This window comes from Plantibacter sp. MPB07 (assembly GCF_046619465.1).
GTDB classification, from domain to species: domain Bacteria; phylum Actinomycetota; class Actinomycetes; order Actinomycetales; family Microbacteriaceae; genus Plantibacter; species Plantibacter auratus.
Genome location: NZ_CP177043.1, coordinates 1,029,958 through 1,045,671, shown reverse-complemented (window position 1 = coordinate 1,045,671; position 15,714 = coordinate 1,029,958). Strand labels below are relative to the sequence as shown.

Sequence of the window (15,714 nt, the reverse complement as noted above, 5' to 3'; positions counted from 1 at the left end):
TGACGACCACGCCCCGCCATCCTCGCCGAGCACCGGCTCGACTCCCCTCAGCAGAGACACGGAATGACCCGCCAACAGCAGACCCCGCCGACGGAGACCAGTGGCGAGCGCATCGAGGACATCGATGTCTCGTCGGAGATGCAGACCTCCTTCCTGGAGTACGCCTATTCGGTCATCTACGCCCGTGCCCTCCCCGACGCGCGCGACGGCCTGAAGCCGGTGCAGCGCCGCATCCTGTACCAGATGACCGAGATGGGCCTGCGCCCGGATCGTGGCCACGTGAAGTCGGCCCGCGTCGTCGGTGAAGTGATGGGGAAGCTGCACCCGCACGGCGACACAGCGATCTACGACGCACTCGTCCGCCTCGCGCAGCCCTTCACGCTCCGCGTCCCGCTCATCGACGGGCATGGGAACTTCGGCTCACTCGACGACGGGCCCGCCGCGCCGCGGTACACGGAGGCCCGGCTCGACGCCGCCGCACTCGCGCTGACGGCCGACCTCGACGAGGACGTCGTCGACTTCGTCCCGAACTACGACAACCAGTTCATGCAGCCCGAGGTCCTCCCGGCCGCGTTCCCGAACCTCCTCGTGAACGGCGCCAGCGGCATCGCGGTCGGTATGGCGACCAACATGGCGCCGCACAACCTCGTCGAGGTGATCGGTGCGGCACGGCACCTCATCGCGCATCCTCAGGCCACCCTCGAAGACCTGATGGAGTTCGTCCCGGGTCCCGACCTCCCCTCGGGCGGCACGATCGTCGGTCTGGACGGCATCAAGGACGCCTACGCCACCGGTCGCGGCTCCTTCAAGACCCGCGCCAAAGTCTCCGTCGAAGCAGTCACCGCGCGGAAGACCGGTCTGGTCATCACCGAACTGCCCTACCTGGTGGGTCCGGAGAAGATCATCGAGAAGATCAAGGACGGTGTCAGCTCCAAGAAGCTCAACGGCATCTCCGACGTCACCGACCTGACGGACCGCATCCACGGGCTCCGCCTCGTGATCGGGATCAAGACCGGGTTCTCCCCCGAGGCCGTCCTGGAGCAGCTCTACCGCTACACGCCCCTCGAGGACTCCTTCAGCATCAACAACGTCGCGCTCGTCGACGGCGGCCCGCAGACTCTCGGCCTCCGGGAACTGCTGCAGGTGTACGTCGACCACCGCATCAGCGTGGTCACCCGCCGGAGCAGGTTCCGGTTGGCGAGACGCAAGGAACGCCTCCACCTCGTGGAGGGGCTCCTCATCGCCATCCTCGACATCGACGAGGTCATCCAGGTCATCCGCGCCAGCGACGACTCCGAACAGGCCCGTGCGAGGCTCATCGAGGTCTTCGACCTCTCGCAGCTGCAGGCCGAGTACATCCTTGAGCTCCGTCTCCGACGACTCACCAAGTTCTCGCGGATCGAACTCGAGTCCGAGCGCGACAAGCTGCTGGCGGAGATCGCCGAACTCGAGCGGTTGCTCGGGAGCCAACGACTCATCCGCGCCGCGGTCTCCGCAGAGCTCGCCGCTGCGGCCGAGCAGTTCGGCACGCCGCGCCGGACCATGCTGACGAACGCGAAGCCGAGCGTCGCGACGACCGGTCGAGGGAAGAGCGCCCCGGTGCTCGAGCTCGCCGACACCCCGTGCCGCGTCTACCTCAGCGCGACCGGACGGGCGCTCCGCGTCGACCTCGAGCAGGACGCACCCGCACCACGACCCGGTCGGCGAAGCAAGCACGATGCGATCCTGAGTGTCGTCGAGACCACGAGCCGCACCGAACTCGGTGCCGTCACGAGCCTCGGTCGCGTCATCCGGTTCACCCCGCTCGACCTCCCCGCGGTGCCGGCGGCCTCCATCCAGCTCGCGGCCGGCGTCCGGATGGGCGAGTACCTGTCGCTCCCGAACCGGGATGAGCGCGTGCTGGCGATCGTCTCGCTGACCTCGGAGCAGCCGATCGTGCTGGGAACCGAGACCGGCGTCGTCAAGCGGGTCATCCCCGGGGATCTGCCGAACAAGCCGGACTTCGAGGTCATCACGCTCAAGCCGCGCGACCACGTCGTCGGGGCGACGCAGGTCGGCGACGACGCGGAACTCGTCTTCGTCGCCTCCGACGCACAACTGCTCCGTTTCGCCGCGACGTCCGTCCGTCCGCAGGGGCGGGCCGCGGGCGGCATGGCCGGCATCAACTTGGCGGCCGGTGCGAAGGTCATCTCGTTCACGGCGGTCCTGCCCACCGACGACGTCGTCGTCGTGACCGTCGCGACCAATTCGCTGACGCTCGCCGGAACAGACACCGGGAGCGCGAAGGTGTCGGAGTTCTCCGAGTTCCCCGCCAAGGGTCGTGCGACCGGCGGTGTCCGGTCGCAGCGCTTCCTGAAGGGCGAGGACCAGCTGGCCGTCGCGTGGGTCGGCGCCGCTCCGGCGCACGCCGTCGGGACGGACGGGACACCGCGGACGCTCCCGGAGGTCGGCGCGAAGCGGGATGCCTCAGGGGTGCCGCTCGACGCCCCCGTCGGGTTCATCGGCGGCGCGATCACCGCACCGGCAGCACCGGCGACGGACGACGCGGTAGCGAGCGACGAATCGTCCTGATCGGAGCTCCGCACTGACGAAGGCCCGGACTGAGCGCACTGCTCGATCCGGGCCTTCGTCGTCGGTCCTGCTTCTCGGTGGACGACCGACGATCAGACGTCGATGCTCTCCCGCGACAGCCGGTCGGAGCTGTCGACGATGAACTCCTTGCGCGGGGCGACGTCGTTGCCCATGAGGAGTTCGAAGATCCGTCCGGCCGATTCCGCATCCTCGACCCGGACACGGCGCAGCGTCCGGTGACGGCGGTCCATGGTGGTCGTGGCCAGCTGGTCGGCGTCCATCTCGCCCAGGCCCTTGTAGCGCTGGATCGGTTCCTGGTGCTTCTTGCCGGTGCGCTTGAGGTCGCTCAGCACCGCGTGCAGTTCGGCTTCGGAGTAGGTGTAGATCGTCTCGTTCGGCTTGGAGCCGGGGTTGATGACGATGACGCGGTGGAGCGGCGGTACCGCGGCGAACACGCGACCCGCTTCGATCAGCGGCCGCATGTACCGGAAGAAGAGCGTGAGCAGGAGCGTCCGGATGTGGGCGCCGTCGACGTCGGCGTCGCTCATGAGGATGATCTTGCCGTAGCGGGCGGCGTCGAGATCGAACGATCGTCCGGAGCCCGCGCCGATGACCTGGATGATGGACGCGCACTCCGCGTTCGACAGCATGTCGGAGACGGAGGCCTTCTGCACGTTGAGGATCTTGCCTCGGATCGGGAGCAGCGCCTGGTAGGAGCTGTCTCGGGCGAGCTTCGCCGTGCCCAGTGCCGAGTCGCCCTCGACGATGAAGAGTTCGCTGGACTCGAGGTTGCCCGAGCGGCAGTCGACCAGCTTGGCCGGGAGCGACGAGTTCTCGAGCGCGTTCTTGCGGCGTTGCGTCTCCTTGTGCGTCCTCGCGGAGATCCGGGACTTCATCTCCGACACGATCTTCTCGAGCACGAGCGCGGTCTGCGCTTTGTCGTCGCGCTTGGTCGAGGCGAACCGCTCCTTGAGCTCCTTCGTGACGACGTTGGCGACGATGGCGCGGACGGCCGGCGTGCCGAGGATCTCCTTCGTCTGGCCCTCGAACTGCGGCTCGGCGAGACGCACCGTCAGCACCGCCGTGAGGCCGGCGAGGACGTCGTCCTTCTCGAGCTTGTCCGAGCCGACCTTGAGCCGACGGGCGTTCTGCTCGACCTGGGCGCGGAGGAACTTCAGGAGGCCCTGGTCGAATCCGAGTTGGTGCGTGCCGCCCTTCGGCGTGGCGATGATGTTGACGAAGCTGCGCATGACCGTCTCGTACCCGGTACCCCAACGCAGCGCGATGTCGACCTCTGCCTCGCGCTCCACCTCGGTGGCGACCATGGTGCCCGACGGCGACAGCACCGGGACGGTCTCGGTGAACGTGCCGCTGCCGGTGAGGCGCCAGGTGTCGGTGAGTGCAGTGTCGCCCGCGAGGTAGTCGACGAACTCGGAGATGCCGCCCTCGTAGCGGAACATCGCCTCGGTCGGCTCGTCGACGGTCTCGTCGCGGATGTGGATGCCGAGACCCTTGATGAGGAAGGCGGTCTGGCGCGCGCGGCCGAGGAGCTCCTCTGCCTGGAACTGGGCGCCCTTCGTGAAGATCTGGCGGTCGGCCCAGTAGCGGATCCGGGTGCCGGTCACGCCGCGCTTCGTCTTGCCGATGACGCGGAGCTCGCTCTGCTTCTCGAACGGCGTGAACGGTGCGTCCGGGGTCGGCTCCCCCGTGTCGGCGAAGATCCCCGGCTCACCGCGGTGGAACGACATGGCGTAGGTCTTGCCGCCGCGATCCACCTCGACGTCGAGTCGCTCGGACAGGGCGTTGACGACGGATGCGCCGACGCCGTGCAGGCCGCCGGACGCGGCGTACGAACCGCCGCCGAACTTCCCGCCGGCGTGGAGCTTGGTGAAGACGACCTCGACACCGGAGAGGCCGGTCTTCGGCTCGATGTCCACCGGGATACCACGCGCGTGGTCGCGCACCTCGACGCTCTGATCGGCGTGGAGGACGATCTCGATCTGATCGCCGTACCCGCCGAGGGCCTCGTCGACGGAGTTGTCGATGATCTCCCAGAGGCAGTGCATGAGGCCACGCGAGTCGGTGGAACCGATGTACATGCCCGGTCGCTTGCGCACCGCCTCGAGGCCTTCGAGGACGGAGAGATGCCTTGCGGAGTAGTCGCTGCTCACGCTTCCCAGCGTAGTCGTCGGCGCCGACACGCCGAGGGAGACACTCGGCGCGCGATCGTCCGGAGCCGCGCGACGGCGCGTTGTCTCGGGTCGTCGACCCATCCGGCTGCAGGGTTGATCCGAATCATCTACGCGCACAGCGAAAAGAACACGGAATGGGACCCCGTTGTGACAATCGCGTGCTTTCATGAGTACTACGAGTTTCGTAGCCGCCCGAGTCAGGAGGAGCACATGTCACAGACTGCTACCGAGAGCACGCCGAGTGACCTCGACGCCCAGCAACTGACTGCCGCCGATCGTTGCGATCTGTGCGGAGCACAGGCCTACATCCGCGTGCAGATGAACAGCGGTGAGCTGCTGTTCTGCGCGCACCACGGCAAGAAGTACCAGGAGAAGCTGACGCAGGTCGCGACCGACTGGCACGACGAGTCCGCGCGACTCTTCAACGAGCAGCGCGCCTAGTCCACCGGCATCACGACGAAGGGCCCCGGATCCGAGATCCGGGGCCCTTCGTCATGTCATCGAGGAAGCGCGGTCTCAGACCAGCGCGGCCTCGATCGCGCGCGGACTCAGGCGAGGGCCGAGACGATCTGCGCTCCGGCGTTGGCGGCGATCTCGTCGAGGGCGTGAAGCTCTGGCGATTCGTCGAGCATCGAAGTCCCCCCGGCGACCGTGATCGCCAGACGGAGCAGCCGATCGGCCAGTTCCGGGGTCTTGGCGAGGACGGGGCCGTGCAGGTGGGTTCCGACGAACGGTCCGACCAGCGCACCCTCCGTGCCGTCGCCGTTGCCTCGTCCGTGCTGCACGGTGCCGATCGACTCGACGCCCGTCCCGGCTCGGAAGTCCCGCCCGTGGTTCTCGTACCCGACGAGTACCGGGGCGTCGAGCTCGAGGCGGCCGCTCGGCACGACGACGAGGTCGTCGCTCGCCCGCGTACGCCGCAACGGGGCGTCGCCCTCGATGATGGCGAGGCCCTCGACCCAGCTCCCCGGTACCAGCTCGAGCCGGCGAGTGAGGAGCTTCCATCCGTTGGCGACCGCGAGGACGGGCACGCCGGCCTCCACCCAGGCGATGAACGCGTCGCGGAACGGCCGGAGCGTCTCGAGCACCTGTGGCGCCGACGGGTCGTCGCACGACCCGAGGACGACCGCGTGGACCGTGCTCGGGAGCTCGGCGACCGACTCGACCGGGACGAGCTCGACGGCGAGGCCACGCGCGCGGGCCCGGCGAGCGAGGACCGCGCCGTTCTCGGCGTCGCCGTTCACATTGCAGCTCGATGGCAGGAGGACGGCGATGGTGATCGTCGGCTCGGTCGTCATGCGTCGTCCTGATCGTTCGAAGCGAGGCCGAGGTGCGCGCGGGTACGACGCATCGAGTCGGCGGTGAAGATCACGGTCTTCCGACCGTGCGCGGGCGCAGGGAGAGCGAGGAACGCGTCCAACGCCGTGCCGAGGTCCGGTTCGATCCGGTCGATCTCGACGCCGTCGTAGCCCAGCTGCAGCGCGGCCTCCCAGGCCTTGGACCCCGACACGATCGCCACACGACCGAGCCTGGACGTGTCGACCGGCCAGAGGTACGAGGGATCGCGGACGTCGCTCCCGACGGCCACCAGGATCTGCTCGGTGTCGGCCGCGAGGCTGTCGACGTTGAGCTGATAGCTCGCGGGGTTCTGGACGAGGACGAACTCGACCTCGACACCGCGGACGGTCGTCACCTCACCGCGGCCGAACACCGGCGTGAGCGCACGGAACGACTCAGCCGCGATGGTGAGCTGGAACTCGGGGCCGAGGATCGCGGCGGCGCCGGAGAGGGCTGCGGCCGCATCCACGGCGTAGTGCACGCCACGAGCCGGCAGACGGAACCGGACGGTCTCGCCGCAGTGGGTGATGGACACCAGGTCGCCGTCGAGGGCTTCGACGACGGTTCCGGAACCGGGATCGACCCGATCGGACGAGGTCGTGCTGTACCCGAGGCCGCGTGCGCTGGCGCCGAGCACGGCCGTCGAGACGCCGTACCGCCATCGCGTCGCGTCGCTGCCTGGCGCGACGGCGTCGACGAGCGCGTCATCGCCGTTCAGGACGAGCGACGTGCTCGATCGGGCAGCGATCGCGTCGAGCATGCGCGCCACCATGGCAGCGTCGTGGAAGCGGTCGATCTGGTCGACGGACACGTTGGTCAGGATGACGTGGGCGGGCGCGAGCCGCGGCGCGATGAGCGCGCCGTGCCCTTCGTCCATCTCGAGCACCCCGAGCTCGGCGTCGATCCGGCCGCGGAGGTCGGCTCGTTCGAGGAGAGCCGAGGTGAGGCCTTGGGAGATGTTCGCCGTGGACGGGTTCGTGAAGACCGACACGCCGTGGGCACGCAGGATGCCGACGAGCATCTTGGTCGTCGTGGACTTCCCGCTCGAGCCGCTCACGATCACGAGACCACGCGGGAAGGCGTTCAACGTGTCGGGGAGGAACCCGGGCGCGATGCGGTTGACCACGAGGCCGGGAACGGCCGATCCCCCGCCCGGCTTGCGCAGCCTGGCGAGGAATCGGACGGCACGACCGGCGAGGATGGCCGGGGCGTAGCGCATGCTCCTACTCGAGGTAGTCGCGGAGCGACTGGGATCGGCTCGGGTGACGCAGTTTCGCCATGGTCTTCGACTCGATCTGCCGGATCCGCTCACGGGTGACCCCGAAGGTGTCGCCGATCTGGTCGAGCGTCTTGGGCATGCCGTCGCCGAGGCCGAAGCGCATCCGGATGACGCCCGCTTCCCGCTCGGAGAGCGAGTCGAGGAGCGACTCCAGCTGCTTCTGCAGCATGGTGAAACTGACGGCGTCGGCCGGCACGACCGCCTCGGTGTCCTCGATGAGGTCGCCGAACTCGCTGTCGCCGTCCTCGCCGAGGGGCGTGTGCAGCGAGATGGGCTCGCGGCCGTACTTCTGGACCTCGATGACCTTCTCAGGCGTCATGTCGAGTTCGCGGCTGAGCTCCTCGGGCGTGGGCTCGCGGCCCAGGTCCTGCAGCATCTGCCGCTGGACGCGGGCGAGCTTGTTGATGACCTCGACCATGTGCACCGGGATGCGGATGGTGCGTGCCTGGTCGGCCATGGCGCGCGTGATGGCCTGACGGATCCACCAGGTCGCGTAGGTGGAGAACTTGAAGCCCTTGGTGTAGTCGAACTTCTCGACCGCACGGATGAGGCCCAGGTTGCCCTCCTGGATGAGGTCGAGGAACTGCATGCCGCGGCCCGTGTACCGCTTGGCGAGGCTCACGACGAGTCGGAGGTTCGCCCCGAGGAGGTGGCTCTTGGCGCGGGCACCGTCCTTCGCGACCCACTGGAGCTCACGACCGACCCGCGAGCGCTTCTCGAGGTCGGAGAGCTGGGCGAGCTTGTCCTCGGCGAAGAGGCCCGCCTCGATGCGCATCGCGAGTTCGACCTCTTCGGCCGCGTTGAGGAGCGCGACCTTACCGATCTGCTTGAGGTAGTCCTTGACCGGGTCGGCGGTGGCGCCGGTGATCGCGGCCGAGTACACCGGGATCTCGTCGTCGTCACTGTTGGAGAGTACGAGTGCGTCGGTGGGGAGGGTGATCTCCGGCACGGACTTGTCGTCCTCCTCCTCGACCGCCTCGGTGGCGTCGCCTGCGGGCGCGTCGACCACGGCGTCGTCGGCGACGACCTCGACGACGACGTCCTCGTCGTCCGCGCCCTCATCGGGCTCCGTGCTCGACTTCGTGCCCGCCTTGGCGCGGGTGGCCTTCTTGGGAGCAGCCTTCGCTCGGGTCGTGGTGGCCTTGGTGGTCCGAGCCTTCGCTGCGGGAGCCTCCGTGGCCTCGTCTGCTGGCGCTGCTTCGTCTGCGCGAGCCGTCTTGGTGGCCATAGCTGCACCTTCCTGTTCGGACCCGGCATGGACAGTCATCGCCGGATCGTCCGTGATTTCGGACATTACGAGGACCCATGTCAAGTCTTGGTGCAGTGCAACCCGAAAAGGGCCGCCGACATTCCGAGAGGTGAACGGGTCCGTGTTCCATTATAGCGCGCGCCGGAAGACCTCAGAGCCACAGGCCGTTTGTCAAGGGTGGGATCGGTGGACGAAGCGAACGCTCAGCGACGGCGCCCGAGCCTGGCTCGGACCGCGATCCACAGCGGACCGACGGCGATGCCCTCGTCCTCGGCGAAGCGCCTCCGCGTGCGGGACCGGGCGACGACCAGCATCGCGACCCCGAACCCGACCACCAGGTACTGCACGGAGAAGGCGATCCGGAAGCTGTCCATGGAGTAGTCGGCACGGGATCCCCCGCTGACCGCGTCGATGATGAGACCGATGAGGAACATCATGACGAAGCTCGCGAGGAACCCACCGACGTTCACGATGCCGTTCGCCCCGCCGAGCGCGCGGATGGGATTGAAGGTGCGGGCGAAGTCGAACCCGATGAGTGAACCGGGGCCACCGACCCCGACCACGACGAACAGGACGATCACGAGCCACATCGGTGGGACGCCCGGCCAGAGCAGGAGTGCGGCCCAGGCGACGCCCATGACCGTCACGATCCCGAGCACGAGGTTGCTCCGCCGGTAGGGGAACCGGGCGGTGAGCACCCCGAGGATGGGTCCGGCGATCATGCCGGAGACCACGATCACGATGAGCAACGATGCGGCGAGGGGCTGCGGGTAGCCGAGGGCGTAGACCATGAACGGGAAGCCCCAGAGGAGCGTGAGGACGGTACCGGAGGACTGGGTGACGAAGTGCGACCAGAACCCGAGACGCGTCCCTGGCCGACGCAGACTGATGACGACCTCGCGGACGACGTGGCCCCAGGTCTCGGGGCGCGGCGCCTCGTCGGAACCGGACGGCCGGTCGCGGACGACGATCAACACCCCGACGAGCGCCAGGAGGACGAGTCCGGCCGCACTGAGGAATGCCGGCGACCAGCCGAAGGCGTGCAGGACGAAGGAGAACGGCACCGCCGAGAGGATCTGTCCGATCTGCCCGATGTTGCCGACCCACTGCGAGACGATCGGCACCCGACGGGTGGGGAACCAGGAGTTCACGAGCCGCAACACGGAGGTGAACACCGCGGCGTCGCCGAGGCCGACCAGCATCCGGCCGACGATCGCGCCGCCGAGTTCGGTCGTGAGGCCCAGCCAGATCTGGCCCGCCATGACGACCGTCAGCCCCGCGATGATCAGCACGCGAGGTCCGAGGCGGTCGATGAGCACCCCGACCGGGACCTGCATCGCGGCGTACACGATGAGCTGCGCGACGGCGAGGGTCGACAGCGCGGCGGCGTCGATCTGGAACCGCTCAGTGGCGTCCACCGCTGCCACGCCGAGCGTCGACCGCTGCATGACGGTGATGAGGTAGGCGAACACGCCGACGCCGAACACCCACCAGACGCGTCGAGATCCCACCGATCCAGCTTAGGTGGTCGAGCGGTCCTCGTCGCCGTGGCGCCGGCTCGCGAGGAACTTCTCGAGCTCCGCGGCGATCTCGTCGGCCGTCGGGAGCGCCCCGTCGATGTCGGTGAGCGGCGATTTCGGCGAGTTGTCGGCCATGTAGGCGTCGTACCGCTCCTCGAGCGTCGTGACCAGCTGGCCGAGCTCGTGGTTGGTCCCGACCTGCTCGTCGATCTTGACGAGGAAGTCGCGGCTGTCCTCGCGGAGGCGGTCCGTGGGGAAGATGAGCCCGGTCGCCGCGCTGAGGCTCTCGATCGCCGTGATCGCCGCGGCCGGGAACTCCGTGTCGGCGAGGTAATGCGGAACGAGGAGCACGAAGGCCGCGATGCTGTCGCCGCGCTCGTAGAGGCGGTACTCGAGGAGGTGGAGCACGTTGGACGGTACCTGGGTGCGGGGGCGCCAGACCGAGAGCGACTCGATGAGGTCGAACCGGTTGCCGCTGACGGTGACGCCGATCGGCCTGGTGTGCGGGACCGGCATCGGGATGGCGTGCACCCACGTGGTGTCGCTGACCCGGAAGCGGTCGACGAGCTCGAGCACGGCTGCGACGAAGCGGTCCCAGAGGAAGTCGGGCTCGAAACCGGTGAGCAGGAGGAACGGCGACCCGAGCTCGTCGTGGGCGAGCGACAGGGTCAGCCGAGGTGGCCGGTACTCCGTCAAGTGGTCCTGGTCGAACGAGATGATCGGCCGGCGGGCCCGGTAGTCGAGCAGGACGTCGGCGTCGAACTCGGCGATGACCGTCGTGTCGAGGACGTCGTCGAGGTAGGCGTTCAGCTGCCCGACCGCGCCGCCGGCGTCGGAGAACCCGGTGAGGCCCGCGACGAGGTGGAGGCCGGCGGGGATGTCGATCTCCGGGTGCACCTCGTAGAGGTCGTCAGGCGTAGGCATGGTTCAACTCTAAACGGGGGTGTCGCAGCGACCTTCCCCTCCGAGCGTCGGCGGTACCGCCGAGAGCGAACACCGGCGGCCCCGCCTCGGTCAGGAACGGTACGTGCCTACGATGGAGGCATGACGATCCCCGTGCTCTCCGTGTTGTCCGCCGCCGCCGAGGGAGTCGAGGCCGAGCTGCTCGTCCTCGCGGTGAAGAAGGGCGACGACGGACCGGAGCTCTTGGCGCCAGAGGTCTACGCGCCGCTCGCGGACGAGCTGCGCGCCTCCGGGGTCACGGGGTCGGAAGACCAGGTGCGACGCCTCCCGGACCGGTTCGGCGCGGCCTCCGGTCTCGTGCTGGTCGGCCTCGGTCCGGATGCGGACGACGCGGCCTTCCGACGAGCCGCGGGCGCAGTGACCCGGACGATCGACGGCCAGGCCTCGATCGCGTTCGCGTTGACGGAAGAGACGGCCGCTGCCGCCGAAGCCGTCCTCGAGGGGGCGGCCATCGGCGCCTACCGCTACACCGCGTCGCGCGGTGTCGGATCCGCGCCGGCACCGAGACCGCTCGGACAGATCACCGTCGTCGTCCCGTCGACCGTGGACGCACCGGATGCCGGGCTCGCGGAGCACGCCACCGCGGTCGCCGAGGCCATCGAGCTCGTGAAGGACCTGGTCAACACGCCGCCGAACGAGCTCTACCCGGCGACCTTCGCCGACGCGGCGCGAGCAGCGGTCGACGGCCTCGACGTCGAGGTCGAGGAATGGGACGAGACCCGCTTGGCCGAGGACGGGTTCGGCGGCATCCTCGGCGTCGGGCAGGGCTCCTCGCGGCCTCCGCGACTGGTCAAGCTGAGCTACCACCCGGATGCCGCCAGGAGTCACCTGGCCCTCGTCGGGAAGGGCATCACCTTCGACAGCGGCGGCCTCTCCCTGAAGCCGCCGGTCTCGATGGTGGGCATGAAGTACGACATGACCGGCGCGGCGACCGTGCTCGCCGTCCTGGCCGCGGCCGCGCGTCTCGGGGTGCCCACCAGGCTGACCGCATGGCTCTGCCTCGCCGAGAACCTCCCGTCGGGCACGGCGATCCGGCCGAACGACGTCCTCACCATCCGGGGCGGACGCACGGTCGAGGTCACCAACACCGACGCCGAGGGCCGGCTGGTCCTCGCCGACGGACTCGTCGCTGCAGGCGAGGAGGGCCCGGACGCCATCATCGACGTGGCGACCCTCACGGGAGCCGCCGTGGTCGCACTCGGCAACCGCTACACGGGCGTCATGGGCGACGCGTCCTTCGTCACCGACCTCATCGCGACCGGTTCCGGTGCGGACGAACTGTTCTGGCCGATGCCGTTCCCCGCGGAGCTGCGCAAGGTCCTCGACTCCGACGTCGCCGACCTCGCCAACGCGAAGCCCGGGACCACCGCGGGCGGCATGCTCGTCGCAGGCACGTTCCTCCAGGAGTTCATCGCCGACCGCACCGACGAGGAGGGCGGCACCACCCGCATCCCGTGGGCCCACCTGGACATCGCCGGGAGTGCGATGAACGGCGACGCCCCCTACGGCTTCACCGCCAAGGGCCCGACCGGCGTCGCGGTCCGCACCCTCCTCGCAATGGCCGAGGAGATTAGCCACCCGTAGTAAGGTCGGTGGGGGCGGTTCGACCCGCCTCGACGCCGCCGAACACACCACGACGGTTTCCGATCGACCACGAAGCACACACAAGGAGCAACGGAGTGTCCGAGCAGAATTTTGACCTGGTAGTCCTGGGAGGCGGAAGCGGCGGATACGCTGCGGCGTTGCGCGCTTCGCAGCTCGGCCTCACCGTCGGCATGATCGAGAAGGACAAGGTCGGCGGCACCTGCCTCCACCGCGGTTGCATCCCGACGAAGGCGCTGCTGCACTCCGCCGAGGTCGCGGACGCATCGCGCGAGTCGGAGAAGTACGGCGTCAAGTCCACCTTCGAAGGCATCGACATCGAGGGCGTCACGAAGTACCGCGAGGGCATCGTCGCGAAGAAGTACAAGGGACTCCAGGGCCTCGTGAAGGCCCGCGGCATCACCACCATCGAGGGCGAGGGCCGTCTGGTCTCCCCGACGAGCGTGCAGGTCGGCGACGACCTCATCACCGGCAAGAACGTGATCCTCGCGACGGGCTCGTACAGCCGCTCGCTCCCCGGTCTCGAGATCGGTGGCCGCGTCATCACGAGCGAGCAGGCGCTGCAGCTCGACTTCGTGCCGAAGAAGGTCGCCGTCCTCGGCGGCGGCGTGATCGGCGTCGAGTTCGCGAGCGTCTGGAAGTCGTTCGGGACCGAGGTTACGATCATCGAGGCACTCCCCCACCTCGTCCCCAACGAGGACGAGTCGATCAGCAAGGCGCTCGAGCGCGCGTTCCGCAAGCGCGGCATCGAGTACTCGCTCGGCGTGCGGTTCCAGGGCGTCACCCAGGACGACTCGGGCGTGCACATCACGCTCGAGGACGGCAAGACGATCGACGCCGAGCTGCTGCTCGTCGCCGTCGGCCGTGGCCCGTCGACCGCCGGACTCGGCTTCGAGGAGGTCGGTGTGACCATCGACCGCGGCTTCGTCATCACCAACGACCGTCTCGAGACGAACATCCCCGGCCTCTACGCCGTCGGCGACATCGTCCCCGGCCTGCAGCTCGCGCACCGCGGCTTCCAGCAGGGCATCTTCGTGGCCGAGGAGATCGCCGGTCTCAAGCCGGTCATCATCGAGGACGTCAACATCCCGAAGGTCACCTACAGCGACCCCGAGATCGCGTCCGTCGGTCTCAGCGAGGCCAAGGCGGCCGAGCAGTACGGTGCCGACAACATCACGAGCTACGACTTCAACCTGGCCGGCAACGGCAAGAGCGAGATCATCGGCACGAGCGGCAACGTCAAGGTCATCCGCGTCAACGACGGCCCCGTCATCGGTGTGCACATGATCGGCGCCCGCGTCGGTGAGCTCATCGCCGAAGGTCAGCTCGCCGTCAACTGGGAGGCCTACCCCGAGGACATCGCGCCGCTGATCCACGCGCACCCCACGCAGAACGAGGCGCTCGGCGAAGCATTCCTCGCGCTCGCAGGCAAGCCCCTGCACGCGCTGTGACGCATTCCGAACACCGCAATAAGCTAGTGAACACACAACAGGTTTCAAAGGAGACAAGGTCATGAGCGAATCCGTCAGCCTCCCGGCACTCGGCGAGAGTGTCACCGAGGGTACGGTCACCCGCTGGCTGAAGAATGTCGGCGACACCGTGGAGGTCGACGAGCCGCTGCTCGAAGTGTCGACCGACAAGGTCGACACCGAGATCCCTTCGCCCGTCGCGGGTGTCATCGAAGCGATCCTCGTCCAGGAGGACGAGACCGTCGAGGTCGGCACCGCTCTCGTGACCATCGGTGATGGTTCGGGTGCGGCTGCTGCCGAGGAGCCCGCGCCTGCCGCGGAACCGGCTGCTGCCGAGCCCGCTCCGGCTGAGCCCGCTCCTGCGGCCGAGCCCGAGCCGGCACCTGCTGCCGCGCCGGCTCCCGCTGCTGCTCCGGCACCTGCTGCTGCTCCGGCGCCAGCTGCTGCTCCGGCGCCAGCTGCTGCTCCGGCGCCAGCTGCTGCTCCGGCGCCAGCTGCTGCTCCGGCACCGGCTGCTGCTCCGGCACCGGCTGCTGCTCCGGCACCCGCTGCTGCGCCTGCTGCTCCGGCGCCAGCTGCTGCGGCTCCGGCCGCCGCTTCGACGCCTGCCGCAGGCGGGGTCGTCAACTCCGGTTACGTCACCCCGCTGGTGCGTCGTCTCGCCAACCAGCACGGCGTCGACCTCAGCACGGTCACCGGCACCGGTGTCGGCGGACGTATCCGCAAGGAAGACGTCCTGCAGGCTCAGAGCGCCGGTGGCGCCACGGAGTCGCCCGCTGCTCCGACGGTCCAGGTCTCCGAGCTGCGTGGCACGAGCAAGGCCATGTCGCGTCTGCGCAAGGTCGTCGCCGAGCGCGCCGTCGCTTCGATGCAGGGCACCGCCCAGCTGACGAGCGTCGTCGAGGTCGATGTCACGAAGGTCGCGGCACTCCGCACGGCCGTCAAGGACGAGTTCCTCGCCAAGACCGGCAACAAGCTGTCGTTCCTGCCGTTCTTCGCCCTTGCTGCCAGCGAGGCGCTCCAGACCTACCCGATCATCAACGCCACCGTCGACGGCGACCAGATCGTGTACCCGGAGACGGAGAACCTCGCGATCGCCGTGGACACCGAGCGTGGCCTGCTGACGCCGGTCATCCGCAACTCGGGCTCCAAGTCGATCGCCGAGCTCGGCGCCGAGATCGCCGATCTCGCGCAGCGGACTCGCGACAACAAGCTGCAGCCGGACGAGCTGTCGGGCGGCACGTTCACGCTGACCAACACCGGTTCGCGCGGCGCCCTGTTCGACACCCCGATCGTGTTCCTGCCGCAGTCGGCGATCCTCGGTACGGGTATCGTCACGAAGAAGCCGGTCGTCGTCACGGTCGACGGTGCAGACGCCATCGCGATCCGTTCGACGGTCTACCTCGCGCTCAGCTACGACCACCGCATCATCGACGGCGCGGACGCTGCACGCTTCCTCGTGCAGGTGAAGAACCGCCTCGAAGCAGGCGACTTCCGCGGCTCGCTCGGGATCTGATCCCGAACCGACCGC

The 15,714-nt window shown here is 68.7% G+C and carries 11 protein-coding genes; 5 read left to right on the top strand and 6 right to left on the bottom strand.

Features of this window, described 5'->3' with window-relative positions; all coding sequences use genetic code 11:
- Positions 1-63: 63 nt before the first annotated feature.
- Positions 64-2,571, top strand: a complete 2,508-nt coding sequence (locus ACLIME_RS04910) for a DNA topoisomerase (ATP-hydrolyzing) subunit A (RefSeq protein WP_411558343.1) — start codon at positions 64-66, stop codon at positions 2,569-2,571.
- 92 nt (positions 2,572-2,663) lie between these two features.
- On the opposite strand, the gene ACLIME_RS04905 is transcribed toward ACLIME_RS04910, so the two are convergent.
- Positions 2,664-4,742 (bottom strand): DNA topoisomerase IV subunit B, encoded by a 2,079-nt coding sequence (locus ACLIME_RS04905; RefSeq protein WP_342450832.1) that lies wholly within the window; start codon positions 4,740-4,742, stop codon positions 2,664-2,666.
- Between the two features lie 231 nt (positions 4,743-4,973).
- Between ACLIME_RS04905 and ACLIME_RS04900 the strand changes: the two genes are divergently transcribed.
- Positions 4,974-5,204 carry a hypothetical protein gene (locus ACLIME_RS04900; RefSeq protein WP_079705880.1) on the top strand — a complete coding sequence of 77 codons (231 nt, stop codon included), beginning with the start codon at positions 4,974-4,976 and terminating at the stop codon, positions 5,202-5,204.
- Positions 5,205-5,311: 107 nt separating this feature from the next.
- Here the strand turns inward: ACLIME_RS04900 and ACLIME_RS04895 are convergent, their stop codons facing one another.
- From ACLIME_RS04895 to ACLIME_RS04875, 5 genes are all read right to left on the bottom strand, one after another.
- Entirely contained in the window at positions 5,312-6,061 is a 750-nt protein-coding gene (locus tag ACLIME_RS04895) for a hypothetical protein (protein ID WP_411558342.1), read from the bottom strand.
- Positions 6,058-7,320 (bottom strand): MurT ligase domain-containing protein, encoded by a 1,263-nt coding sequence (locus ACLIME_RS04890; protein ID WP_411558341.1) that lies wholly within the window; start codon positions 7,318-7,320, stop codon positions 6,058-6,060. Before ACLIME_RS04890 ends, ACLIME_RS04895 begins: the two co-directional genes overlap by 4 nt.
- Positions 7,321-7,324: 4 nt before the next feature.
- Entirely contained in the window at positions 7,325-8,608 is a 1,284-nt protein-coding gene (locus ACLIME_RS04885; RefSeq protein WP_411558340.1) for an RNA polymerase sigma factor, read from the bottom strand.
- Between the two features lie 224 nt (positions 8,609-8,832).
- A complete protein-coding gene (locus tag ACLIME_RS04880) occupies positions 8,833-10,140 on the bottom strand; it encodes an MFS transporter (RefSeq protein ID WP_411558339.1) in 1,308 nt (435 codons plus the stop codon).
- A 9-nt stretch (positions 10,141-10,149) separates the two neighbouring features.
- Entirely contained in the window at positions 10,150-11,073 is a 924-nt protein-coding gene (locus tag ACLIME_RS04875; RefSeq protein ID WP_079705876.1) for a proteasome assembly chaperone family protein, read from the bottom strand.
- Positions 11,074-11,193: 120 nt separating this feature from the next.
- Between ACLIME_RS04875 and ACLIME_RS04870 the strand changes: the two genes are divergently transcribed.
- From ACLIME_RS04870 to ACLIME_RS04860, 3 genes are all read left to right on the top strand, one after another.
- Positions 11,194-12,696, top strand: coding sequence for a leucyl aminopeptidase (locus tag ACLIME_RS04870; RefSeq protein WP_411558338.1), 1,503 nt, complete (start codon positions 11,194-11,196; stop codon positions 12,694-12,696).
- 95 nt (positions 12,697-12,791) lie between these two features.
- Positions 12,792-14,165 (top strand): dihydrolipoyl dehydrogenase, encoded by a 1,374-nt coding sequence (gene lpdA / locus ACLIME_RS04865; RefSeq protein ID WP_064293772.1) that lies wholly within the window; start codon positions 12,792-12,794, stop codon positions 14,163-14,165.
- A 61-nt stretch (positions 14,166-14,226) separates the two neighbouring features.
- Complete coding sequence (locus ACLIME_RS04860) at positions 14,227-15,699, top strand: 2-oxo acid dehydrogenase subunit E2 (RefSeq protein ID WP_411558337.1); 1,473 nt, start codon at positions 14,227-14,229, stop codon at positions 15,697-15,699.
- The last annotated feature ends 15 nt before the right edge of the window (positions 15,700-15,714 follow it).